Source organism: Nitrincola nitratireducens, assembly GCF_000585235.1.
GTDB lineage: Bacteria > Pseudomonadota > Gammaproteobacteria > Pseudomonadales > Balneatricaceae > Nitrincola > Nitrincola alkalisediminis.
In genome coordinates this window covers 142,615-167,392 of record NZ_AONB01000004.1, presented here as the reverse complement: position 1 = coordinate 167,392, position 24,778 = coordinate 142,615, and the positions used below count along the sequence as shown (strand labels likewise).

The 24,778-nt window shown below is 43.7% G+C and carries 19 protein-coding genes; 11 read left to right on the top strand and 8 right to left on the bottom strand.

The genetic code is table 11. From position 1 onward, the window contains the following. The first annotated feature begins 194 nt into the window (after positions 1–194). The 6 genes from D791_RS06010 (at position 195) to D791_RS05985 (ending at position 8,013) form a co-directional block, all read left to right on the top strand. The gene (locus D791_RS06010) at positions 195–1,871 is read left to right on the top strand and encodes an autotransporter assembly complex protein TamA (protein ID WP_051514290.1); all 1,677 of its coding nucleotides are present in this window, start codon (positions 195–197) and stop codon (positions 1,869–1,871) included. Then, on the top strand, positions 1,868–4,393 hold the full coding sequence (locus D791_RS06005; RefSeq protein ID WP_036509071.1) for a translocation/assembly module TamB domain-containing protein: 2,526 nt from the start codon (positions 1,868–1,870) through the stop codon (positions 4,391–4,393). Before D791_RS06010 ends, D791_RS06005 begins: the two co-directional genes overlap by 4 nt. Before the next feature lie 47 nt (positions 4,394–4,440). Further along, the gene (locus D791_RS06000; protein WP_157682254.1) at positions 4,441–5,460 is read left to right on the top strand and encodes a translocation/assembly module TamB domain-containing protein; all 1,020 of its coding nucleotides are present in this window, start codon (positions 4,441–4,443) and stop codon (positions 5,458–5,460) included. Between the two features lie 118 nt (positions 5,461–5,578). After that, positions 5,579–5,809 carry a hypothetical protein gene (locus D791_RS05995; protein WP_036509065.1) on the top strand — a complete coding sequence of 77 codons (231 nt, stop codon included), beginning with the start codon at positions 5,579–5,581 and terminating at the stop codon, positions 5,807–5,809. Between the two features lie 23 nt (positions 5,810–5,832). Beyond that, positions 5,833–6,741 (top strand): D-alanyl-D-alanine endopeptidase, encoded by a 909-nt coding sequence (pbpG, locus tag D791_RS05990; protein WP_081763756.1) that lies wholly within the window; start codon positions 5,833–5,835, stop codon positions 6,739–6,741. Between the two features lie 51 nt (positions 6,742–6,792). Continuing rightward, positions 6,793–8,013 (top strand): EAL and HDOD domain-containing protein, encoded by a 1,221-nt coding sequence (locus tag D791_RS05985; protein WP_036509063.1) that lies wholly within the window; start codon positions 6,793–6,795, stop codon positions 8,011–8,013. On the opposite strand, the gene D791_RS05980 is transcribed toward D791_RS05985, so the two are convergent. The 4 genes from D791_RS05980 to D791_RS05965 form a co-directional block, all read right to left on the bottom strand. Next, positions 8,010–10,976 (bottom strand): ATP-binding protein, encoded by a 2,967-nt coding sequence (locus D791_RS05980; RefSeq protein ID WP_036509060.1) that lies wholly within the window; start codon positions 10,974–10,976, stop codon positions 8,010–8,012. The genes D791_RS05985 and D791_RS05980 overlap by 4 nt on opposite strands. Positions 10,977–11,022: 46 nt before the next feature. Further along, entirely contained in the window at positions 11,023–11,964 is a 942-nt protein-coding gene (locus tag D791_RS05975; protein WP_036509059.1) for a response regulator, read from the bottom strand. 78 nt (positions 11,965–12,042) lie between these two features. Next, a complete protein-coding gene (locus tag D791_RS05970; RefSeq protein WP_036509056.1) occupies positions 12,043–12,645 on the bottom strand; it encodes a response regulator in 603 nt (200 codons plus the stop codon). A gap of 140 nt (positions 12,646–12,785) precedes the next feature. Beyond that, positions 12,786–14,363 (bottom strand): L,D-transpeptidase family protein, encoded by a 1,578-nt coding sequence (locus D791_RS05965; RefSeq protein WP_036509054.1) that lies wholly within the window; start codon positions 14,361–14,363, stop codon positions 12,786–12,788. A 170-nt stretch (positions 14,364–14,533) separates the two neighbouring features. On the opposite strand from D791_RS05965, the gene D791_RS05960 reads away from it, so the two are divergent. After that, positions 14,534–15,253 carry a murein L,D-transpeptidase catalytic domain family protein gene (locus tag D791_RS05960; protein ID WP_036509050.1) on the top strand — a complete coding sequence of 240 codons (720 nt, stop codon included), beginning with the start codon at positions 14,534–14,536 and terminating at the stop codon, positions 15,251–15,253. A gap of 66 nt (positions 15,254–15,319) precedes the next feature. On the opposite strand, the gene D791_RS05955 is transcribed toward D791_RS05960, so the two are convergent. Next, positions 15,320–16,906 (bottom strand): ABC-F family ATPase, encoded by a 1,587-nt coding sequence (locus D791_RS05955; RefSeq protein WP_036509046.1) that lies wholly within the window; start codon positions 16,904–16,906, stop codon positions 15,320–15,322. An 87-nt stretch (positions 16,907–16,993) separates the two neighbouring features. Continuing rightward, a complete protein-coding gene (locus tag D791_RS05950; RefSeq protein ID WP_036509043.1) occupies positions 16,994–18,313 on the bottom strand; it encodes a DEAD/DEAH box helicase in 1,320 nt (439 codons plus the stop codon). Positions 18,314–18,484: 171 nt separating this feature from the next. Between D791_RS05950 and D791_RS18845 the strand changes: the two genes are divergently transcribed. From D791_RS18845 to D791_RS05935, 4 genes are read left to right on the top strand one after another with little or no spacing between them, the layout of a single operon-like run. After that, the gene (locus D791_RS18845) at positions 18,485–18,937 is read left to right on the top strand and encodes a transporter substrate-binding domain-containing protein (RefSeq protein ID WP_081763755.1); all 453 of its coding nucleotides are present in this window, start codon (positions 18,485–18,487) and stop codon (positions 18,935–18,937) included. Then, entirely contained in the window at positions 18,934–19,290 is a 357-nt protein-coding gene (locus tag D791_RS18840) for a type 2 periplasmic-binding domain-containing protein (protein WP_051514288.1), read from the top strand. The genes D791_RS18845 and D791_RS18840 overlap by 4 nt, the downstream gene beginning before the upstream one ends. A gap of 22 nt (positions 19,291–19,312) precedes the next feature. Then, positions 19,313–20,863 carry a sensor histidine kinase gene (locus tag D791_RS18835; protein ID WP_051514287.1) on the top strand — a complete coding sequence of 517 codons (1,551 nt, stop codon included), beginning with the start codon at positions 19,313–19,315 and terminating at the stop codon, positions 20,861–20,863. Further along, complete coding sequence (locus D791_RS05935; RefSeq protein ID WP_036509039.1) at positions 20,860–23,061, top strand: two-component system response regulator; 2,202 nt, start codon at positions 20,860–20,862, stop codon at positions 23,059–23,061. Before D791_RS18835 ends, D791_RS05935 begins: the two co-directional genes overlap by 4 nt. Positions 23,062–23,071: 10 nt before the next feature. Here the strand turns inward: D791_RS05935 and D791_RS05930 are convergent, their stop codons facing one another. Both D791_RS05930 and D791_RS20750 read right to left on the bottom strand, forming a co-directional pair. Next, positions 23,072–24,031 carry an alpha/beta hydrolase gene (locus D791_RS05930; protein ID WP_036509037.1) on the bottom strand — a complete coding sequence of 320 codons (960 nt, stop codon included), beginning with the start codon at positions 24,029–24,031 and terminating at the stop codon, positions 23,072–23,074. Positions 24,032–24,107: 76 nt separating this feature from the next. After that, on the bottom strand, positions 24,108–24,701 hold the full coding sequence (locus D791_RS20750) for an MATE family efflux transporter (RefSeq protein WP_237748531.1): 594 nt from the start codon (positions 24,699–24,701) through the stop codon (positions 24,108–24,110). Positions 24,702–24,778 lie beyond the last annotated feature (77 nt).

The following is a 24,778-nucleotide window of genomic DNA, read 5'->3' as shown; positions in this document are numbered from 1 at the left end:
ATAAAGGCAGTTTTACTGCCTTTATTGCTATGGAGTTATGGAAAACTTTAGCTAAACTATGCGATGCTATAGTATTGATATTCATTTAAGCTAAGACCATTTGCATTTCTGTAGCAGGGAGGTTCACTATTCTAGTTCTTAATAGGCTTCGAAAGCTGCAGCCCATCGCCATCGCCGCACTCATTTCCAGCTCAATGTGTCTATCGGCGTCAGAACTGACGTTAAGAGTTGAAGGTGTCCCTGATAATATTGCTGATAATGTCCGTGGTTTTTTGAGTATTCAATCACTTGAAAACCAAGAAGTCACCAGCGTCAGTCGTTTGATGTATTTGCATAGGCGCGCAGAGGATGAAATACGCCAAGCATTAGAACCCTTTGGCTATTACAATCCTGAACTTGATCTCGCCTTACAAAGTCAGGAGGGGGGTTGGCGAGCGGTGTATCAAATTACGCCAGGCCCCCAAACGCAAATTAGCCGTGTGACCGTGCAAATTCTAGGTGAAGGCGAGCAAGACCCTGAGTTTATCGCACTATTGGCATCCAATCCGCTCAAAATGGGTGAGGCTTTATATCACCCCACGTATGAAAGCTTTAAAAGTCAAATTCAATCATTGGCAGCGGAAAGAGGCTATTATCTAGGTCGCTTCACAGAACAACGCATACGGGTCGATCGTGAACGTAATCGAGCTGAAATTACCTTAACCTTTAACACAGGGCAGCGCACGCGTATTAGTGAGTTGCGTTTTTCCGAGAATCCCATCAAAGAGCGCTTGCTAAGACGCTACCCGAGGTTTGAGGAAGGCGATTACCTAGAAGTGGTGAAATTGATTGACCTGCAAGGCGCTTTGATTGACAGCGATTACTTTGCAGATGTTGAAGTGCGTCCTGTTATGGAGGAGTTTACCGAAGGCTCCGTTCCTGTCGAAGTGAATCTAACCCCACGCCCTCGCTCTCTGTATCAGGCAGGTTTTGGCTTTGGGACTGATACGGGTGCACGTATGCAGCTTGGTTTAAATCGTCGCTATGTGAATTCATCAGGGCACAAGATTGATGCGCGCATGCGCTTGTCTGAAATTCGTAACGACATTACCGCTGGCTATATTATCCCTGGGCGCAATCCGCGTTTTGACCAGTTTGGTCTGCGCACGGGTTTTTACGATGAAAATTCTAAGACTATCGATTCCAGTCGATTCAGTTTTGGTGGTTTTTGGCAAAAACAAATCGATGAGTGGGAAGGTGTTTTATCCTTAGATTTGGAGCAAGAGCGCTTTAGTTTTGATCAAGACACCACACAAACCCGATTATTAATTCCCCGTCTGCAAATGACAAAAACCGTTTCAGATAACCGCTTCAACACTCAGAAAGGATATCGAATTTCGTTCGGTGTTGCGGCTGCATCTGAGGCACTGTTATCCGATGTTAGTCTGCTGCAGTTAAATGCCAGTGGAAAGCGAGTGGATTCGTTGGGTGAGCGCTGGCGGCTTTTATCAAGAGTCGAGGTGGGGACAACCTATACAGATGACTTTGATCGTGTTCCTGCCACTCTGCGTTTTTATGCAGGTGGCGACAATAGTATTCGAGGTTACGATTATCAGACGCTGGGGCCTAAAAGCCGTTCAGGGCAGGTGATCGGTGGTCAGCATTTGATTGCTGGAAGTCTGGAGGTCGATTATGAGTTTATTCCGAACTGGCGTCTTGCTGGATTTGTCGATGCAGGGAATGCATTTGATAATTTTAACGAGAAGATAAAAACATCGGCTGGTTTTGGTGTGCGATGGCAGTCACCTGTCGGCCCTGTGAGGCTAGACTTGGCTACGCCCATACAAGATTCGGGTGTTCGAATTCATTTTACGTTGGGACCTGATTTGTGAAGTTAAAGCTTTTATTAATATCGCCCTTTATTCTGATTTTATTGGTTTTTTTTAGTTTATTGGGCGTGTTTTTTTTACCCGGTGCACCGGGTTTGGCGTATAAGATAGCAAAACCCTATTTGCCGCTAGATCTGGAAATTGAATCGATTGAGGGTGCGTTTGCAGGTCCTTTACAGATTAATGGCCTCGATTTTAAAGACAACGAAACCTTAGTGTCGGTTGGGCAAATTGCGTTGGACTGGACGCCGATGTGTTTTGCACATCAACGCTTTTGTTTAGACCGTCTACGTGTCAGCGATATTAATATCGTCCTGCCGCTTTCAAGTGAAACGCCAGAGCCAGATGAAACGGCATTTGAGCTGCAGGAAATTCAATTGCCACTGGATATCTCTTTAAGCGAGATACAAATAGAGCGTCTGCATCTTCAATTAGGGGATCAGGTGTATCAGCTGGATCACGCTGGTTTGGTCTTGAACACGGATCAAAATAAAATAGCCTTGGAGACGCTGAGCATTGGACATCGCGAAAGCTTCATTAATGTTGAGGGCTGGGTTGATCTGTCTGAGCGTTTTTCTCACGATGTTTTTATCGATATTAATTTCAAACCCGAAGATCTAGAGTCGCTGTTAGGGTTGGATGTATCTGAACTAGAACTCGGTTCGCTGGTGAGCCAGATCAGTCTTGATGGCGATGCGGATGATGTGTTTGTTGGGCTATCACTGGCAACATCACATCCCGAGACAGGCCCAGCTAACATTCAATTAGAATCTAAAATTCAGCCATTTGAACAGGCGGTCAATATCACGCGTCTGTTGACGAGCGTTGGTGATGCGCCTTCAGAGTTGTTGGTGAGCGGGTCTGTGACGGACTTTGGTGACCCTCAGTTTGATATCCGTGCAAACTGGACTGGCCTTGTTTACCCGCTTGTGAATCGCGTAGAGCCGGCCTTGATTGCATCACCTTCTGGGCTTTTGACGCTTTCTGGTAACCTAAGTGAAGTGCATATTGGATTATCCACGCGCGTTTCAGGTGCCGATATCCCTGACACAGAATTGCAGTTAAATGCTAAAGGCCACACCGAAGCGTTAGAGGCATTTAATCTTGTGGCAAACACCTTAGGGGGGCGCGTCACTGTCGCAGGCCGCGCGGGTTGGATGCCTGTTCCTGTCTGGGATATAACCATACAAGCACACGAGTTGGATCCCGCCGTATTCGCCCCCGACTGGCCTGGGCAGTTGTCTCTGAACCTGTCTACTCAGGGGCAATTAAATGAGGATTCTCAGCCTTCTTTGGTGGCACGTCTTGATTCTCTAAGTGGCGAAATACGAGAGCAATCTCTCTCGGGCAGCGGTTCTTTTTCACTAGAAGGGCAACGAACGCAAATTGATAATCTCGCTGTGCGCTTAGGTGCTGCTTCAGTACAGCTTGAAGGAACCGTGGATGAGCGGCTTGCCTTAACTTTTCGTTTAAATGTTCCTGATCTTTCAGCCGTTTTACCGGATGCGTCGGGGCTGTTAAGTGTGGCGGGAGATGTCCAGGGTCCCTTATTGACGCCTGCGATTAATGCCCGTATTAATGGCAACAGTTTGGCTTTCCAAGATAACCGTGTTCGTTCGATATCAGGGGATGTCTACACCGATCTGGCGGGCAATCAGGCGTCTAACATCAAACTGCTGCTTTCTGATATCAGTGCCGCAGGAGAAGCGTTTGAGCGTCTTGAGCTGCTCGCGTCTGGATACCCTAACAATCATAACGCCGAGATAAGCCTTGTGGGCGCACCTCTGGATTTGTCATTGGCGGTGTCGGGGGCTTGGCAAAATGAGCGCTGGGAGGGGTTGCTAGGGGCTTTGTCTTTGCGTCGTGAAGAGATTGGGCGTTGGAGATTAAGCAATCCAACACCGGTTCAAGCCAGCGCGTCAGGTTTTAACCTAGGCAATGCCTGTTTGGTGCAGCAGGATGGAGAGGCACGTTTGTGCTTAGAGGCACAGCAAGCCAGCGGCGTGACTCGTGCGAACTTAGCCTTGTCCGATCTGTCTTTGTCTCTTTTAGATCCTTGGTTAGCGGGGGCATCAATTGAGTCGTCGTTGAATCTCACAGCGGATTATCGCCAGCAGGGCAGTCAAGCACCGCAAGCCAACGTGACCTTGAGCACGACAGCCGGTCGTGTGGATACGCAAGGCGAACAGCCTGATCTTTCACTTGACCCCATTCTTCTCACCGCGCAATTGATGAATGATCGTTTGACAGCACGTTTGGAAAGCGATTTTTCAGCCATGGATGGCCGTATTCTTGCGGATGTGAACATAGGGCAATTGTCGTCGCAGCAAACATTAGAAGGTAGTCTGAACATTAATATGAGCGATTTGAGCATCGTCTCTGTTTTTGTTCCGGATGTGCAGAACCTATTGGGACAGTTGATTGCCAACTTCACTTTAGGTGGAACGCTGAGTGTGCCTCTTGTGAGCGGTCAGTTTGAGTATGTAAATGGTTCGGCTGAACTGCCAGCACTGGTATACACCTAAGTCCACTGAGTGTAAAACTGGTTTCAGAGGGCGATCAATCAGAGCAATTGAGCCTTACTGGCTTGATTGGATCTGGAAGCGGGCAGATCAATCTGGCAGGGCAGTATAATTTGCAACGTCAGACGGGCAATTTAACGCTGAAAGGCGATGGTTTCCAAGCAATTGATACTGAGGTGAGTGTTCGAATTTCACCTGATTTAAACGTCAGAATTGATGAGGAAGCCATTCGCTTAGGCGGCAGTGTCACGATTCCTTACGCTCGAATCAGCCCACCGAAGCAGCAGATGCAAAGCGTTGTCCGCGCGTCTGAGGATGTGGTGTTTACAGTGGATGAGGATGAAGGCTTAACTCAGCGTAACTTACCACTGTTGACTGACTTGTCAGTGATACTCGGTGATTCGGTTGAAGTGGATGCCTTCGGCTTTAAAGGGCGCTTGCTTGGCCGTTTACGAATCACAGATGATGCACAAACCACCACACGGGCATCAGGCTCGATTCAAGTGGAAAGTGGTGATTACAAACTCTTCGGACAGGACTTAAATATTAGCCGAGGTAGTCTTGTGTACACAGGTGGTCCAATAGATAATCCCGGTTTAGATTTACGTGTCAGCCGTTTTGTTGGCACGGTCGAGGCCGGTGCTAGAATTACTGGCACGATTCGATCACCCGAAATGACGTTATTTTCCGTGCCTGCTATGTCAGATAGCAGTATTATGTCGTATCTTGTATTAGGGCGTGGTCCTGGCGAGTCGTCCGCTTCAGAGCAGTCAATGATGATGCAAGCCGCTATGGCGCTTACGCTTCAAGGTGGAAACTCAATCACAAGCCAGCTCCAACAAGGTCTTAATTTAGATGAGTTCGGGTTTGCCAGTGATGATGCTGGAGACTCAGCATTTTTTATTGGTAAATATTTAACACCAAGGCTTTATATTCGCTATGGAATTAGCTTGTTAGAATCCATGGAAATGCTAACGTTAAGTTATCGCTTATCTTCAATGTGGCGTGTTGAAACACAAAGTAGTAACTTAGGCAGTGGCGCCGATATTTTTTATACCCGTGAGCGTTAAATATCAACATCAAACGTTCAGGTTTGATTTATAGGGAGAGTTCACCTTGTGGTTCTCCCTACGCTCGTAAAGCATGCCAGATAAAACAAATACCCTATATAACGAGGTAAGAACATCTATGTCTGACCCTGTACTTGAGTATCTCAGCGGTCTCTCTATGGAGCAACTATGTGCAGTGGAATTGCAGGTTAATACCCTTATTGAGAAACGACAACGCGAAAAAACTGAAAAGAAAAGTGAATTTAAAATACCTGCATCCCCTAGCTATAACAGCACAGAACAATTGGCTAACTCTTTAGGACTGGATATCAGTCAGTTAATGAAAGAAGTGAAAGCTTGGTCACGCTGAACTATCGTATTTAAGGCATAAAAATGAAAACATTGCTTAGCAGAAGGCGCTTTTTGAGCGCTGCCGTTGTCGCTTGCATCTCCATCGCATACCCTGTTCATACACTCGCGGCAAATCCAGCCGGTTTATCACTTGCGTCTGTCAGCGCGGTGATTGTTCCATTTGGGGTCAATCAGCCTATCTACTCCAAACATGCAGACATCCAAATGCCGATTGCAAGCTTGACTAAGCTGATGACGGCCTTAGTTGTTATGCAAAGCGGTCAGTCGTTAGATGAGCGCCTGACGTTGGTTCCCTATCGGGATAATTCAGGAAAAAACACCTATAGTCGTTTAAGAAGCGGGGCGCAAATTTCACGTCGTAACTTGCTGCATATGGCATTAATGTCATCAGAGAACATGGCGACTTACGTGTTAGCTCATTACTATCCAGGTGGTGTTGATGCCTTTGTGAGTCGAATGAATGCGACAGCTCAATCTTTAGGAATGTTCAAAACTCGCTTTGTTGATCCAAGCGGCCTTTCTCCATCAAATGTTTCGTCGGCCAATGATTTAGTAAAGCTAGCGTCTGCAACCTATCAGCATTCGGAAATCAGGCGTTTGTCCACCATTGGGCAGGCCGATATGCACTTTGTGAATCCATCACATGCTTTGTCTTACACCAATACAAATCCTCTGGTGAGAAATCCCAATTGGCAGGTGCATTTAAGTAAAACAGGCTATATTGAAGAGGCAGGACGCTGCTTGCTGATGGTTGCAAATATTAAAGGGAAGCTAACAACCTTAGTATTTTTGGATTCTCATGGCCTAAGAACCCCGATAGGTGATGCAGGTCGTGTTCGTCGTTGGCTAGAAACAGGGGAGAGTGGAGCTGTTCCTGACTCAGCTCTGGTGTATCAGAGAGAACGATTAAAGCGACTATCAGTGATATAATCTGAACCTATACGATCAGTGATTTCAATCCAGTTACCTAGTGGGCATCTTATGCAAACTGAAAAAAATAATTATTGCATTGCATTGCATGCTGTTTGGAATCGCCAACTTAAACATGTTGCGGATGAGCTCTTGTATCGGTCTTCATTCGAGGATGACGTTGCTAACTTCCCTGACCCCACCACTGCAACGGCAAGATCCTGCTCTGCGGCATTTTATGAGATAGGATTGGAAAAATTAATTGGCAGTCGATTTCTGTTTTTTAATGTGTCCGAGCAGTGGTTGAAGAAACCCGATATCATTCCGATTCCTTCAGAACAAATTGTTGTCACACTAGGTATTGATAGTCAGGTTAATGACGAAACAATTAAATGCATACAAAATGTAAAAAAATTAGGATATCAAGTATCGATTCACAGTGTCCTTATAGATCATTTGGAATCCAAAATTCTTACGATAGCAGATATTATTCAAATTGATGTGAGGTGCAGCAAAACACTGGAGTCCGTCTCTGAGTTCAAGAAAAAGTACACGGCTACCTTGATGGCTAGTTATATTGAATCGGATGAAATTTTCAAAAGGTGTTTAGAAAGGGAGTTTGACCTTTTTCAAGGGTTTTTCTTTGTTAAACCTGAGAATATTTGCTCAAAGCAAGGAGGTGTTCGCTCTGGAAATAGAATTGCAGAACTCAATCTTTTGAAAGAACTTAATGCATCTGAACCCAATATTAACGTAATCATTGCGCTTATCTCTCAGGATCCATCCTTATGTATCATGCTGCTACAGAGGATAAACTCAGCGGGTAACTCACGGGGAGTTAAAATCAAAAACATTGAGCAGGCCGTTGTCCTATTTGGCTTGGATAGACTCAAAGCTATGACAACGGTCATGCTGCTTGCAATGCATCATCCTTTAAATATGGTTATGATTACAAAACTTTTGACTCGAGCTCAGATGTGTCGAAATATTACTAAGAATCTTAATAATATGGATGGAGATGTTGCATTTACGGTTGGCCTGTTTTCTATGATGGATCAAGTGCTCGATATTTCAATGGACTATATTATTGATTCAATTCATTTTTTTGAAGATATCTCAAGTGCCCTGCTGATGAGGGAAGGGCAGTATGGCAAAATTTTAACACTCGTTGAAAAGTTTGAAAGAGCGATGATTGAGGGGAAATCATTACGAGATATGCAAGAGCTCAATAGAGAGTATCTTAACAGTATTGTATGGGTGGAGAGTATTTTAGTAACACTCGGGAAAAGTTAAGCATGCACTTTAATAAAAATTGATAGTTCCTCTTTAACCCGTTTAATTTCATTCTCAGATTTAGACACTAAATCAAGCAGTGAGTTTGTATTTTTGTCCATGCAAGCATGCTCTATATTTTGTAGCATCTCAGCCAATGCAGAACACCCCATCATTCTTGCACTCCCTTTCACCTTATGAGCTTGCTTTTTAGCTTCAATGTAGTTTTCAAAAAGGATTAATGACGTTATTTCAGTAAAGTCTTTATCTAAAGAGTCATTAAACTTGTCAAACAAATCGAGAGCAATAGAGATATCGCCAACCTCTTGAATCAAGGCATCAGGGTTAAACGATGAGTATTGAGGCTGTATTTCTTCATCAATACCAAAAAAATCATCGGCCATGGTTGCATCAAAGTCATCTTGGTTCTCATGGTTTGCACCAGAGGTATCGAAAAAGTCTATCTCAGAATGGAATGCATCTGGTAAGTTCCGAATTAAAACCTGACGAAGATCATTACGTTTAACAGGTTTAGAAATATAATCCGTCATCCCCTGAGCTAAGCATTTTTCTCTATCCCCGAAAAGAGCATCGGCTGTGATCGCAATAATTGGTATGTCACATACAGGGGGTGGAAGCTCCCGGATTCTCCGTGTCGTCTCAAATCCATCTAATACCGGCATATGACAATCCATTAATATCATATCGGCTTGCTCTTGATGGCTGACAATATAGTCTAAAAGCAGTTGTCCATTGTCAAAAATCTTAAAATTAATATAGAATTTTGAGAGTAGAATCGACAGCATTTCTTGGTTTATTTCATTATCTTCAGCAGCTAACACCTTTAAGTTAGAAAATATTTCCTTATCATATTTTTCTTGGGACTGTGCGCTTGGAGCAAAATCATAAGTGATAGTATTTAGGGATGTATTGACTGCTTCATCGATTTCAGTCGTATTGGGTAATGTACAGGGGATGGTAAGCCTGAAGCAAGATCCTTCACCCTCTATGCTTTGAATATCAATGGTACCATTGGCTTGGGTAACCAGCCCTTTAAGTAAAGAAAGCCCTAGACCTATTCCTCCATAGTTACGTGTAATCGCCGAATCAGCTTGGCCGAATGCTTCAAATATATGATTGAGTTTTGTCTCTGGAATACCGATACCTGTGTCAATAACCTCTAAACATAGCTTGTTTCCATCATCAGCAATAGTTGTAAATATTTGAATAGAGCCTCCATTTGTGAACTTATTCGCATTATCCAATAAGATTGATAAACATTTATTAAAAATACCTTTATCAGTATTGATGAAAGTGTCTAGAGCGTTATTATGAATCGAGTTTTTATTTTTATTTTTTCTAGAGGCAATTGTAATCGCAGATGTTGTTTCGGATGCAAGATTAATAGTTGAAAAGGTTGGAATGTATTTTTTTGAATCTAATTTGGTGAAGTCTAATATATTATCAATAATTCCAAGTAAATTATCAGCAGACTCCTGAGACATGTCCGCATAATATTTTTGAGTATCGGTAAGTTGTGTAGAGGATAGGGCCTCAATCATACCAATTATGCTGTGCAAGGGGGTTCTTAGCTCATGACTGACGGTGGCTAAGAAATTATTCTTTGCTATGTTGGATGTTTCAGCACTTTCTTTCGCAAGCTGAATTTCTTGCTCGTAGGTGAATTGATCTGTAATGTCCCTCAGGGTAATTAGAATAGGGTTTCTTTTAGAGCCTCTTTTCGGCAAAGACTTCATATAAACTTCTAATACTATCTCACTATCATTTCTTAATTTATAAAAAATAGAAATAGGATCTAGGTTTGCACCGAGTGAGCTTGAGTGAGCTTTGTCTATTATTACATCTAACTGAATATCGCTAAATATATCCTCTAGAGTTACAGGAGGAGCGTCTAATAAAAATAGACGATATACTTGTTTGTTGGTTCTATAGATTTGATGCGTATTTAAATCGAATATGAGCATTCCTTCACTGGTGGCTTCAAATATTGAAAACATATACTGAAGTCGTTTATCTATTTCTTGAAGTAGTGATTTGTAAAAAAATAAAAATATTATCAATAAAACTGTTATGATCGCCGTATATTTTATCAATGAATCTCTAAAAAAAACTAGTGGCTCAAGTGTGCTGTTTAGATTGGCCTCAAGAATCAAGCCAATATTTAATTCTGACAACCAGGTATGGATACCCAGTACTGAGGCTCCATAGTAGTTCAAATAGAAATCAATGTTTCCAGGTTTGCTGTCATTATGTATTACAATCTTTAATCCTCTGTTGCTTTCTTGGTTTCGTGAAAGAATATTTTCATCTACAAGCTCTTCGTAATACTTCGATTTATTTATAAGTTTATGCTCACGATCAAATAGTAAAACCTCACCATTTATTCGTCTAAAGAAGGTGTGATCTTTAAAATCTAAAACATTGTTTCCATTTATCGCTATTAATAAAATTGCATTTGCACCGTCTTGATAGATATGAGAGGCAAAGAGGAGGTAGGGTTCATTCTCTGTAGCTGAGGTGCTAAAGGTAGTTCTGAAGACATCAATATAAGCTGTTTCATTATTGATTTGAATGGATCGTAACTTTTCCGATAGATTGTTTATTAATTCAGAATGAAAAATAGGACTATTCTGTGCACGTATTAAAAAGTCATTATCGATTAACGCATAATGCTTGAATCCAAAGCTATTCATGGTTCGTTCAATATCAATCCTTGCCATATCAAAATCTTGTGACTCTGAATTGATTTTGAAAAAAATATCAATAGCATTTTCAAAATTTGGTGATTTTCTTGAGAGATTTATTTTCCTGATGGTATCGACTCTAAACTCTTCTAGAATTTCTATAGCATTAACAGTAGCTTCATTGAGTTTTTCTTTTGTATTATTGAGTAGTTGATTTTTGGTTGAGTGATATGATGTAAAGGCAAAAATAATAATTAATACAATAAGACCAACAGTCATCAAAAAAAACTTAGTGAGTCTTTTCCTCGTTTTTATATCTGAAAGTCTATTGTTGGTCACTGCTTAGCTTCCAATTATTATTGAAATCTTGATCCCAATCTAGTAGATGATTATGCCAAGTTTCACGTAGTTTTTGTAAGTAAATTTTTATTTTTGCCTTTTCGTGCGAAGCAATAATTGCTTTACTAATAATCTGTGTCATTTTTAATATTTTTTCATGATCATTGTTATGATCAATACATTTGCTATATTGAGCTTTTGTATGGATTTTTTCTTCTTCAGAAATGTACTTTTGCGTTAAGAATAATAGCTCATTGATATACTCGGTATTATTATTGTTTGATGCATTCGAGAAATGCTTTAGAAGAACTTCTTGAAGATGGATAATTTGATGGACTATCTTATCTATATGTTCATTTCTTGTTTTATATTCAGGAGTCCATCCCGAGGGGGTTTCCTTTAAAATCCCACCAGAAGCCTTTACTCTTGCAATGAGCGTTTCTTTATGTTGCGACTCTTCTTTGCTTTTCTTAGCATTTGAATCTCCTAAGGAGGTAGAGATTTGAGCATATTCTTCAACTGATTTTAGTTCAATTGCTTTACTGGTTGCCTCTTTGATTTTATCAAGTAGAATTTTTCCATTAATGGGTTTGCTTACAAAACCATTGCAATTTAGCTGGAGTGATTTAATCACATTTTCTTTGTAACTAAAGTCGGTAACAACAATGACTGGCAAATCTCGTTTGATATTGTCTTCACCTGTTCGAATTGATTTGAGTAGATCTAAACCATTTCCATAGTCCATTTGTATGTCGGTTATAACTAGATCAATGTCTTTATTTCGTCTAAGGCAAACACAGGCGTCATCTCCACTTGAGGCTGTGAAGACTTTCTTTGCGCCGAGCTTCTCAAGAATGCTTCGTGCGTACTCATTGATAAGATGAGAATCGTCGACAGTTAAGATTGTTAGCCCGTTCAATGCGCTCATGTCATCTCCAATTTTTTCTAATTATAATATGAATGTAGCACAAACCAGAAAAAACGGAAGACGAATGAGCGTTAAAAATTAACGACTGACGAGAATGCTTTCAACCTTGTTGCGAATCTTCAGGAAGGGTATAGGCTTTTGAATAAAGGTCACATCAGGACCTAAGGATACCTTTTCTTTGACCTCTCGTTCAGTCAGTGCAGTGATAATCATCAGGTGCATGCCTTTAAGAAGCTTTTGTTTTTTTAGAGCTTCAATCACCGAAAAACCATCAATATTTGGCATTTGCATGTCCAAAATCAAGAGTTCTGGGTTGAAACGCCCAACTTCAATAAGACCTTGATAGCCATCATTCGCTAAGATCACTTCGACAGGTAACCCCCAGCTATTAAGGGTTAAATCATAAAGTCGGGTGAGCGTCTTATCATCTTCGACCACAAGGATTCTAACGGGTTCGGCACCGCGAGGTCGAGCAGATGAAGCCGGCACATCATGGGAGCCATGTTGTCCATTTACGATGTCATCCGCAAGTTTCATTACAGAAGCTGTACTGAAGCGACGATGACCACCGGGAGTTTTCCAACCATCAAGTATACCTGCATCCGCCCAAAGCTGAACTGTTCGTGGAGTTACGCCGAGTAACTCAGCTGCTTTACGGCTAGTACAGATTTGGTCTTTCACGTGCGTAGTACCCTCAAAATTAATATTTTACCAATCAAAGATCTAAAGTTAAATAAGTAATAGCTATAAATGGTTTAATGCCAACCCTCAACACGTCCTGAGGAGGCGTAATTCTCTCCTCAATGGGTGAATAAGGTTGGCTAGTGGGCATTTAAAGCGGTCAGTATACGTTGATCGTGATTATAGATATCCGGACGGAAAATGATATGTCCATTTTCATCAGCCTCGGCTGTCCAATAGCCTAAGAGAACGGGAACAGATGAGCGAAGACTTACGTTTCGAGTTTGGCGACTGTTCAGTAAGCTGTCTATCTGTTGTGCTTCGGGGGTTTGCGTGGATTCCATTAGGATAGACACGAGATCCAGTGCATTCTCAACACGGACACAACCCGAACTGAACGCCCGCTGATCTCTATCAAAAAGCCGTTTGCTGGGTGTGTCATGCAAATAGATGGCTTCTGAGTTAGGGAAGCGAATCACAACTTGTCCAAGGGCATTGGCAGGGCCTGAGTCTTGTCGAAGCATGATGCCACCGGGATTGTTCCAGTCCACCTCACTCGCCTGTAATTCAGCACCTGAAGAGTCTATGACGCGAATGTTGTTGCGCTGTAAATAGCTGATATCTCGTCGAATCTCAGGAAGTTTATCTTGGCGCAAGATCGTCGGTGGAATTGTCCAAGTAGGATTAAACGTAAAGTGCGTGATTCTTGACTTCATCAAGGGGGTGGGGCGTGCAGGACGACCCACTTGGGTTCGTGTTTCCCATACGGGCAGTGCCTCATCATAGTAAACCAATTTTGCACCCGCTATGTCGACCAGCACCATTTCCGCTTCCATCTCATTTGCCAGCCAGCGCATTCGTTCAAGATTGACTTGAATTTGATTAAGCTTATCGGCCGGAGACATATTCAAGGCTTTTAAGGTGGCCGGTCCAACAATACCGTCAGTTGTCAGTAAAAAGGATTTCTGAAATTCAATAACGGCATCTGCCAAGGCCTCGTCATATAGATCTGGATCGGGATGATCTACTGACGGACGTAATCGTTCTCGAATCAACACAACGCGTGGATCACGATCGCCAAGGCGGATAGAAGGGCGCTCTTCTGAAATAAATGGCCACTCATGAAGCTTAAGCTCTGCTAACAATGCTTGATAACCTGAGCGCAGTTGTTGATAGAGAGGAAAGTCAGGGCGGGCGTGTTCAAATGCCGCTGAGATATTGGATCGATGCTTAATCAGAAGCGCTTGATGACGTTGATCGATAGGGCGTTTTCGCTCATAGCGCCACATAGGTTCTATTTCATCTGCTTTTAGCTTTCCATACATAAGATGCGATAAAGCTTTTAACATGCTGGCCGTTGCAAGCAATTCAAGATCTTCATTCATCGTTTGAGTCTGCTCAGTCTGATGAATACGCAGATAAAGCTCTTCTATGTGGTAGCGACGTGGGTCAAGTCCATCAAACTGTAGAGCTTCTAGCTCATGAACCAACTCAAGCAATTTGTCTTTCGACGTCCATAAAGGCTCAAATCCGACTTCTGCATACAAAGCATACAGAGGGTGATCGAAGGGGAGAGTCAGTGTGTGCGAAAAGGTCATCATTGACAGTGATGAGTTCAATTCTTCAAGAGCTTCTGTTGAGTTTTCGGCATGCGAAAATGCTGAAGCGGTCGAAATCAGCAAAAAAGCAACGACATTTGCTGTACTTTTTTTGATCAATGGTTTTGCTCCCTGTCAGGTCCTGATAGAATGCTTCTCAGCACAGTTCCGTTAGATAGTATAGTCGATTTAGTTATTGCATGAGCAAACGTTGGCCTGAAGGCCATACGTAGGCGTCTTTTGTAGGTTATCGGCTGATTAACACATAATTTTAGGAGGATTACCATATCATGTTTCAGCGCTGTCGTCAGTGGATGCTGACAGTTTCCAGTCTAGTGATCATGTCATCGTCAGTTGTGGCCTCTCCTTTTGATCAATCCTTAAATTATTCTTTATCCTTGCAGGCTCCGGCGTTAAACAAAGTTGTGTTGGATAAAGCGATTGCCGCAATGCAGTGTGCGACCAGTAATGGTTTGACGCCTTCTGACCGATTAGCGATTATTGATTTCTCTAAACCTTCATCTGAACCGCGTCTCTGGATTTTTGATCTATCAAAAAAACGTTTATTAATGGAAGAGCTTGTCGCGCACGGACAAAACTCTGGCGATAATTTTGCAACTGAGTTTTCGAACATCGTTGGCAGTCATCAGTCCAGTATAGGCTTGTTTCGTACACAAGAAAGCTATTTTGGCCGTCATGGCTATTCTCTTCGTTTGGATGGTCTAGAGCCTGGTGTTAATGATAAGGCTAGGGAGCGTGCGATTGTGATTCATGCAGCCGATTATGTCGATCCAGAGTGGGTGGCACGTCAGGGGCGTATTGGGCGAAGCCAAGGGTGTCCAGCGGTGCGTCCAGAGATTGCTCAGGAAGTGGTTGATCAATTAAAAGGAGGGCAATTTATGTTCTCATATTTTCCTGATCAGGACTGGCTTGATAATTCTGCCTACCTAAACTGTCAGCCCGATCGTGTGGCAAGCTATATTGCGCCCTTAAGAAGAGCCGACAGTTAAGCGTTTTTGTTTGATTTAAATGAGTGCTTTGGGAGGATGTATCGTCATCGTCCCAAAGCCCATTAGCTACATAATGCCTTGACTGCGTAAGTAATCATCATAAGTGCCGCTGAAATCCGTGATCCCTGTTGCACTGATTTCGACGATCCGTGTTGCAAGTGAAGACACAAACTCGCGGTCGTGGCTGACAAAAATCAACGTGCCTGGATAATTTTCAAGCGCTAAGTTTAGGGATTCAATGGACTCCATATCCAAGTGATTGGTTGGTTCGTCCATCATCATAATGTTCGGTTTGGTTAGCGTAAGCTTGCCAAATAGCATGCGACCTTGTTCACCACCCGAAATCACTTTAACCGATTTGTGTATATCGTCCCCTGAGAACAACATTCGCCCAAGCGCTCCACGAATAACTTGCTCACCGCCTTGTGTCCATTGGGACATCCAGTCAATTAAGGTCATGTCATTCGAAAAATCATCTTTATGGTCTTGTGCGAAATAGCCAACTTCGGCGCTGTCTGTCCATTTTACCTCACCGCTGTCGAGGGGAAGATTGCCTGCCAAACATTGTAGAAGTGTGGTTTTACCGATGCCGTTGGGCCCAATGATCGCAACACGCTCACCAGCCTCTATTTGTAAGTTAACGTTGCGTAAAAGTGGTTTTTCATCAAATTGCTTAGAAAGCTCTTTGATCGTGACGGCTTGACGGTGCAGCTTTTTTTGTTGTTCAAAGCGAATATACGGGCTGACCCTGCTGGATGGCTTCACGTCTTCCAGCTGAATTTTATCAATTTGTCTGGCGCGCGAGGTGGCCTGTTTTGCTTTGGACGCATTCGCAGAGAAGCGGCTCACAAAGGTTTGAAGCTCAGCAATTTGTGCTTTTTTCTTGGCATTGTCACTGAGCAGTCTTTCTCGCGCTTGCGTCGCCGCGATCATGTACTCGTCATAATTACCCGAAAAGAGCCTTAACTCACCATAGTCTAAATCGGCTATGTGGGTGCAAACCTGATTTAGAAAGTGACGATCATGTGAAATGATAATCATGGTGCTGTTTCTTGAAACCAGTATATTCTCAAGCCAGCGGATCGTATTGATGTCAAGGTGGTTGGTTGGCTCATCTAATAGCAGCACATCAGGATCAGAAAACAACGCCTGAGCAAGAAGGACACGGATTTTCCAACCCGGTGCGAGGGCACTCATTGGACCATTATGCTGTGATAATGGAATATCCAGTCCAAGGAGCAACTCCCCGGCTCTTGATTCAGCTGTATACCCATCCATTTCAGCAAACAGCACTTCTAGTTCGGCAACCGCCATGCCATCGTCTTCACTCATTTCAGGTAAGGAGTAGATGCGATCACGCTCAGCCTTTACGCGTGCGAGCTCTTCATTGCCCATAATAACGGTGTCGATGACGGTACAATCTTCATAGGCAAACTGGTCCTGACGCAGTTTACCTAAGCGAGTGTTGGGTGCCAGCATCACTTGGCCAGAGGAGGGGTCAAGATCCCCACCTAAGATTTTCATGAAGGTTGACTTGCCGCAACCATTGGCCCCGATAAGACCATAACGGTTGCCGTTGCCAAATTTAACGGAAACATTTTCAAACAGTGGCTTAGGGCCAAACTGCATCGTGAGATTAGCGGTTGAGATCAAGAAGATTGCCTTTCAGAATGAGTAAGTGAGACGACGAGCGTATAAATGTCTAATTATAGCGAAAATAGCCTTCGCAATGAAGGCTGTTTAGGGTTTATCAAACAATGAACTGCGTCGAGCCTTATCTCGGCTATTTGTCTTCACATCCTTTTGGCTCGATATCGCTGGGGTAGGTGCTTTAGCAGCGGGGCGCTTGGGTTTCGACTGAACGGGACGGCCTTTTGTTTTTTTGGAAACAGTCTTCGTCTCACTACGAGCCCCTTGCATCTTTCCGCTTTCAATGATTGGTACGGGCTCTAGCGGGATGTTTTTTTGAATAAGTTCACAAATTTTCGATAAGTAAACGCGTTCATCGGGTGCGACGAAAGAGTAGGCAACCCCTGACTTTCCCGCTCGCCCTGTTCGACCAATACGATGTACGTAGGCCTCAGCTTGGTTGGGTATATCATAGTTCACCACCTGAGAGAGTGAATCGATATCCAGGCCGCGCGCGGCAACGTCGGTGGCAACGAGCACGTTGATTTCACCATCAGCGAATTGTTGCAAGGCCATGTTGCGTTCGCGTTGTATTTTCTCGCCATGTAAAGCACTTGCTTTTATATTTTCAGATTGTAAGTACTCCGCAACACTATCGGCTCTTTGGCGTGTGCGTGTAAATACCAATACTTGAGTCCATTGCAGCCCTTTAATAAAGTAGCTCAGGATGTCGGATTTGTCTTTTTGGTCAACCGCAAAGGCGCGCTGCTTGATGAGTTTGACGACAGAGTTGGGTGGGGACGCATTGACGCGATGTGGTGAATTGAGCAGGTGCTCAGCCAGCACATCGATCTCAGAAGAAAACGTCGCTGAGAATAGCAAGGTTTGACGCTTGCTTGGCATATAGCGCATGAGCTTGCGAATGTCGTCGATGAAGCCAAGGTCGAGCATGCGATCAGCTTCATCAAACACTAAAATTTCCAACTGATTAATTGAAAGTTTGTTTTGCGCCAGCATATCCAACAAGCGTCCAGGTGTTGCAACCAAAATGTCGGCACCACGTTTCATTTTTCGGATTTGATTGTCGAAGCGTACACCACCATAAATCGATGCCACTCGCATGCCAAGACGACGACCATAGGCGAGGGTACTATCTCCGACTTGAATGGCCAGTTCACGAGTGGGCGTTAAAATCAGCCCGCGTATCGCATGATAGTCTGGATCTGCTACCTTTTTGCTCAGCATCTCGATCATCGGCAGTGCAAATGCGGCGGTTTTTCCTGTTCCAGTCTGTGCCTGTGCCATGACATCAACTCCTTGAAGAATCAAGGGAATTGCAAGCTGTTGAATGGGGGTGGGTTGCTGATGCCCTAGCTCTGATAAGGTGAATTGGAGCTCAGGTGACAAGTTCAGTAAATCAAATCCAGACATAAAGACGCTCAGGAGAGGTTAGTTTATAGACAATAGTTTATCAGGATAATCATGTAATTTCTGCATCCAAAAAAATCATTTGATTCAATACGATATAAGCTTTTGTGTTCTCAATAGCTTTCATCTAAACTGAGAAGGTTTACGGGGTTAATTATCTAGGAAGCGCTGCGTATGAGAAGTAGTAGGCTTAAGATTGTAAAAACATCCATGCTGTTAGCAGCCATATCTGTGCTGGGCATTACGTCAGCCTATGCCTCAGATGACCAATGCCGTGAGCTCACTGCAAGTGGAAATGCCGAATACCCCCCCTATTTATGGCGTGATCCGAATCGTCCGGGCGAGTTGGCTGGAGCGGTACGCTACTTAATGGATGACCTTTCTGACATACTGGGCCTTCCTATTCGTGTTGTGGACAGCGGACCTTGGGGACGGACACAAGAGGAGGTTGCAGCAGGACGAATTGATCTGATAGCAGGTGCCTTTTTTACTTCAGCTAGAAGTGAGTGGATGGACTACCTAGAGCCCAGTTTGATGCTGACTCAAACAGCTGTTTGGACCGCCGATGACAAAGAGATCAACTACTCTGAGTGGCGCGATTTAATTCCCTATCAGGCGTCACTGTGATTTACAACAGCTTTGGCCAAGCATTCGATCAGTTTGCAAAAACACATCTAAGCATCACAGAGGTGGGCAGTCTAGAGCAAGGCTTGCTCATGGTGGCCAGTCAGCGAGCGGACTATCTCATTTATGAAGACCAACCGGGTCTGATCTTTGCTCAAAAGCTAGGGGTCTCGAATATAAGGGCTTTACCCCGTGCAATTACTCAGCAAAAACTCTTTTTAACCTTTTCTAAATTATCAAAATGCAACAGTGAGTCGCTCAAACATCGAATTAGTGATGCATTACGTATTATCCAAGAAGAGGATCGGCAGTCCTATTATCTTGCTAAAGCCAGTGCCTACTTTTCTCAAAATTAAATAAAAGGGTACACACTGGACCATGCTTAACTACAGCAAGCACAGGACGTTCAATATTTCACTAACCAAAAAATTTTTATTGGGTGTGATTCCACTGCTGGTCGTTGTCATGCTGGTTGCAACCAGCTTGTTGGTCGTTTACGAAAACAAACAAGCGAAGCGATTAGAAGCCCAGTATGTTCAGCAACGGGTCGACACGCTGGCAAGGCAATTAGCTGAACCCGTGTGGCAATTGGCACATAATGTTACTGCAAACATATTGACCGCCTCATTAGAGGATAAAGGAACCCTCTGTATCGTCTTAGAGCATGTGTCAGGTATAGTGCTAAATGCACAACCTCTGACAATTGGTAATTGTGGCTCAGCGGTTTTAGACGTGCGAGTCTTTCACAGTCCAGTGCATTACGAGGGGCTTGGTGAAGCACGGCGTGTTGCTGATTTATACCTTCATTACCGTCCTCAAACAGGGAACTTCATCGCTCATTTGATGCAAAGTATTAAAGGCTTGATGTTAATATTGATTACTGGGGTTCTGACGCTGGTTATAATTACAACCGCTTTGTTTCGCTGGATAATATTTAGACCTTTGGAGCAAGTATCGAACTCCTTGAAATTTTATCAATCCACAGGCGTTCGGCACCCAGTGGACTGGTCATCGAACGATGAGCTAGGCTTATTGATAAAAGATTACAATAATACCTTGTCACTGCAAGTTAAAACTGAAGAAGACTTAGCGAAGGCTCGGGATGAGGCGCACATCGCTTTAGAAAATTTAAAAAACTTACAAAATCAGCTTGTGCAGACAGAAAAACTGGCCTCACTGGGTAAAATGGTAGCCGGTATCGCGCATGAGGTTAACACGCCACTTGGCAATGCCAAAACCATCAGTACATCCTTAGACATAAAACTACAAAACTTTGATGCTCTTATAAAAGCCGGTGGATTAAAAAAATCCAGTCTAGAGGAATTCATATCTGAGTTTAAAGATGGTCTGCGAATTATGTCATCCAGTCTGCAAATGGCCGTCAAACAGGTGAATAGCTTTAAGCAGGTTGCCGTTGATCAAACCAGCATGCTCAGTCGAGAGTTTAATCTCAAGACCGTCGTTGATGAAATTTTAAGCACACTAAAGCCGCGCCTGAAGCATTTGAATGTCCAGCTAGATGTTGACATTCCAGAGAATTTTACGCTATTTAGTTATCCAGGCCCTTTGGGGCAAATTATTTTGAATGCCGTCAATAACAGTTTGACGCATGGTTTCGAGCACCAATCGCAGGGCGTCATTTACGTAAAGGCCTACACCGATGATGCGCAAACACTGGTGTTGATCATTGGTGATAACGGGTGCGGTGTGGCACCAGAATCGATCGATAAATTATTCGACCCTTTCTATACCACAAAGTTTGGTAAAGGCGGATCAGGCTTGGGCTTATATATTGTCTACAGTCTTGTAACGAAAATTCTGAAAGGATCGATTATTATTCGTAATAATCCGGGTTTGGAAATGGAAATTAGGATGCCTTTTCAGGTAAGCTCTGTTGAGACAGTTATAGCATCAAGTGAGAAACAGTGACGAACGATACATTTGAATTTGCGCCTGAAGACGATGCATTCGAAAGCGTCTCGGCAGGAGAGCCTTGGCAGATATTGCTTGTCGATGACGAGCAGCAGGTTCATGAAGCAACTCGGTTTGCGCTAGAGGGGAGTTTGGTTTTGGACAGACCCTTATCCTTTACCAGTGCTTACTCTGCAGCTGAGGCGAAAGCCATTCTTAAACAGCCTAAGCGTTTTGCTTGCGTCTTACTTGACGTTGTCATGGAAACAGAGCATGCAGGTTTAGACCTCATAAACTTTATTCGCTGCGACTTGAATGAGCATTCCACGCGTATTGTGATTCGGACGGGCCAGCCCGGGTATGCACCTGAGCTTCGGGTTGTGCATGACTATGACATTAACGATTACAAGCAAAAAACAGAGCTGACGACGACGCAGCTAATTGTAACACTAAGCACGGCCTGTCGATCTTTCCAACAACTTGAAATGATTAATCGCCATCGTGAAGGCCTGGAGTTGATTATTCAAGGCGCGGCTCAGATATTCTCTGAGCATGCTATCGAGACCTTTTCAGAAGGCGTGCTAGTCCAGTTATGCAGTTTGCTTGAGGTTGAGCATCATGCCATGCTGTGCCTACGCCAAGACAATGCGCATCGTGTACAAGTGATTGCGGGTTTTGGGCCCTATGCGTCGATGGTAGGGCACTCTATTGATAACATCGCCAATAAAGTGCTCGTCAGTCAGATCGAGCAGGTGTTGCAAACTCGTCAAAACTCAGTCAATGAACACCTTGCGATCTTGTACCTTAAGTCGCCATCTGATGATGAAATGGTCATTTGTTTGCACACTAGCCGAAGCCTGACGGAGAGCGATATCCGTCTCATTCGCTTGTTTTCGGTCTATGTTTCCGTTGGACTTGATAACGTCACGCTTTTTGAGCGTATTGAAAATCTTGCCTTCAACGATTATCTAACATCTGGACTCAATCGAAACGGTTTCATTAAGCATCTTGAAGAGCAAATGTGCCATCAAGACCCCTGTATGGTTTTGCTGGCTGACATCGATAATTTTCAAGCGATCAATGATGGTTTGGGGCATCGAATTGGCGATCTAACGCTGATTCGTATGCGTGAGCATCTGCAGCGTGTGCTGGGTGCAAGCTGTCCTATAGGGCGTATTTCATCAGACAACTTCGCCATTATCTTACCCATTGATGTCTATGATTCATTGCCAGACTTGATGAGTTCCGTGTCAGAGTCTTTAGGGCAGGGCTTTAGCATTAAGGATTACGAAGTTCCCGTTTCTTTAACGTTTGGTGTGGCTGTTTATCCAAACCATGGCTTAAATGCCTTTTCACTTCTGCAAAATGCAGGCATTGCACTCAAAAAAGCTAAGGCCGAAAAACGTGGGTCCTATGTTGTGTTTGGTGAAGGTTTTGAGCAAGAGCTTCAGCAGCGCTTAAAAACAACCATTGAATTACGTCATTGCATTGAGCTAAATGAATTGCGTATTGAATACCAGCCTCAGTACTGCCTTAAAACAAAGACCCTCAGTGGGGTTGAGGCATTGGTGCGCTGGCATCATTTAGGTCAGCTTATTTCCCCTGTTGTGTTTATTCCCATCGCTGAAAAATCAGGGTTAATTATTACGATTGGGGCCTGGATACTGGAGCAAGCTTGTTTGCAGCAGGTCAGCTGGCTTCAAGCAACGGGTCGCAGTTTGCGCGTAGCTGTCAACGTATCCGTCCGTCAGCTTGTTGATCCTGGGTTTCTGAACACGCTTGACGCGATTCTGTCCCGCACGGGTATAGACCCCGCCCAATTGGAGCTTGAAATTACAGAGTCTATGATGATGAATGATCAGTCCCAAATGATTTTGATACTTCAAGCAATTCAAGATCGAGGCATTACGATTGCGATTGATGATTTTGGTACAGGTTACTCATCGTTAAAGTACCTTCAAGAACTACCTGTCAATCGATTAAAAATAGATCGTACGTTTGTTTCTAGCATGTCTGCATCGATTAAAGATCAACAATTGGTAAAGTTAATGATCGAAATGGGGCATTTGGTCGATTTAACGCTGATTGCCGAAGGGGTTGAAGAGGAGTCTGAAGGTGAATTGCTCAGTTCATTAGGCTGCGACGAGGCGCAAGGGTATTTTTATTCACGTCCTCAACCTGCGCACATCATTACGCAAATGCTCATGGATTCATAGCAGGCGCAATTTATGCGCCCGCGTCTATTAAGTGCTTTAGATGCTCAAGAATGATCGGGATGGCCGGTGGTGTATCCTGTGAGGGCATAAGCCTTACCAAGAGCCCACGATGTGAAGCATCTAAAACAACTTCTGATGCTGCACCATCAGGAAGCAGGGCAGAATCCAGCGGTACAACCCCATCACCGATCATATCATCAAGATCCAGTAATTTACCCGCGATGACGTGTGTTTCAACCTGAGAGGGCCATGCGCGTTGATTCAAGGCCTCTAAAAACTCACTTCCTGGCCTTAAGTCCAGCTTTGCCGCTCCGGTTCCGTCTCTGAGCCCTGAGAAAGCATCTAAGTGGCGCTCATTGTTTAGTGTTAAATGGTCTCGCAACTCAAGGAAACCGCGCATTCTTGCCCATTCTGAACCGTTATTGGGGGTTCCGATTAAGATAATGGACTTAACACTTGCGCCATCAACAAGTTCAGTTTCGGATACTGGATGTCGATGCTTTGAAACAAACTCTCTTGCAACAAGCCCTCCCATACTGTGTCCAATCAAAACAAGATCTACATCTTTTGGAAGACTAGGCCATTGTTCTGCTAAGTAGTTGGCGCTCATGTCCACGGCATGATCGTTCGGATAGTGGAATTCCCACACATTCAGGTCTAGCGCCTGCAACTGCGGTAGTAAATCTTGCCAGATGTTTCCCGGCTCATCTAATCCGTGAATTAAAACGACGCCAATAGGCTGGAGGGCGTCAGTTGTGTGCTTGGTGTGCATGCCATGCCAGCCGTCCTCTAACGACATCTGTTCTGGAAATTGTACCTCTAGCCATTCGTGCATCTGCAGACGCACCTCACGTTCGGTCGATGGATGTGTTTCAGACCAGAAAACCCAAGTAAAAAATGGAGCAAGTAGCACTAAGCTCCAGAGCAACAGACGATATTTGAATTTTTTAAATGGGCTTGTCTTGCGCATAGCTCTCTCTAATCTCGGCCAATTTTGTTCCTTTATGACACTTGTTCATCTATTTTGTGCCCTTAAAGAGCAAGGTTTAAAGTCGCTTGAACTCTTTCCAAAGCAAAACGGCTACAAACATTGAAAGGCATAAGTTTGAAATCGGTACGGCAATCCAAACACCATTCAGCCCCAAAAGCCAAGGCAAGGTTAGTAGAAAAGGTATCTGAATCATCATATTAAAGAGTGTTATTAAAGTAGCTTTTCTAGCCAGTCCCAAGGATTGAAACCAGCTGGCAGCCAAGACTAGGAAGCCATCTAAGAACAAACCGCATAATTGCAAGCGGATTGCCCAGCGTGCTACAGCTTCGAGCTCAGGGTTTCCGCGACTAAAAAAACCGACAAAGAAATCCGGCACCCATAAAATCATGATGACAAAACCAACCCCAATGCCAATTCCGTACTGGGCGGCCAGCTTAAAGGTATCTTTAACGCGCTGGAATTGACGGGCTCCATAGTAATAACTCACTAAAGGCTGCATGCCGCCAGATATGCCTTCAGCTGTTAGATAGTAAAAAGCCATGAGGTAACCCGAGATGCTGTACGCGGCCACCTCAATGGCGGTGCCATATTTTAATAAGAGCACATTGTGCAAGATGACTGAAAAGCTGATGTATAAATACATTAGCATGCTCGAAGCACCTGTGCTCACAATGCGGCTGATTTGGCCAAGGGTTATTTTGAGATCCTTAAGTGACAGCTTAAGAG

Excerpts from the sequence above, each read along its gene's own strand:
- D791_RS06010 (WP_051514290.1), top strand. The coding sequence starts at position 195 with ATGTGTCTATCGGCGTCAGAACTGACGTTAAGAGTTGAAGGTGTCCCT.
- D791_RS05995 (WP_036509065.1), top strand. The coding sequence starts at position 5,579 with ATGTCTGACCCTGTACTTGAGTATCTCAGCGGTCTCTCTATGGAGCAA.
- pbpG (WP_081763756.1), top strand. The coding sequence starts at position 5,833 with ATGAAAACATTGCTTAGCAGAAGGCGCTTTTTGAGCGCTGCCGTTGTC.
- D791_RS05985 (WP_036509063.1), top strand. The coding sequence starts at position 6,793 with ATGCAAACTGAAAAAAATAATTATTGCATTGCATTGCATGCTGTTTGG.
- D791_RS05980 (WP_036509060.1), bottom strand. The coding sequence starts at position 10,976 with ATGACTGTTGGTCTTATTGTATTAATTATTATTTTTGCCTTTACATCA.
- D791_RS05975 (WP_036509059.1), bottom strand. The coding sequence starts at position 11,964 with ATGAGCGCATTGAACGGGCTAACAATCTTAACTGTCGACGATTCTCAT.
- D791_RS05960 (WP_036509050.1), top strand. The coding sequence starts at position 14,534 with ATGTTTCAGCGCTGTCGTCAGTGGATGCTGACAGTTTCCAGTCTAGTG.
- D791_RS05950 (WP_036509043.1), bottom strand. The coding sequence starts at position 18,313 with ATGTCTGGATTTGATTTACTGAACTTGTCACCTGAGCTCCAATTCACC.
- D791_RS18845 (WP_081763755.1), top strand. The coding sequence starts at position 18,485 with ATGAGAAGTAGTAGGCTTAAGATTGTAAAAACATCCATGCTGTTAGCA.
- D791_RS18835 (WP_051514287.1), top strand. The coding sequence starts at position 19,313 with ATGCTTAACTACAGCAAGCACAGGACGTTCAATATTTCACTAACCAAA.
- D791_RS05930 (WP_036509037.1), bottom strand. The coding sequence starts at position 24,031 with ATGCGCAAGACAAGCCCATTTAAAAAATTCAAATATCGTCTGTTGCTC.
- D791_RS20750 (WP_237748531.1), bottom strand. The coding sequence starts at position 24,701 with ATGCTAATGTATTTATACATCAGCTTTTCAGTCATCTTGCACAATGTG.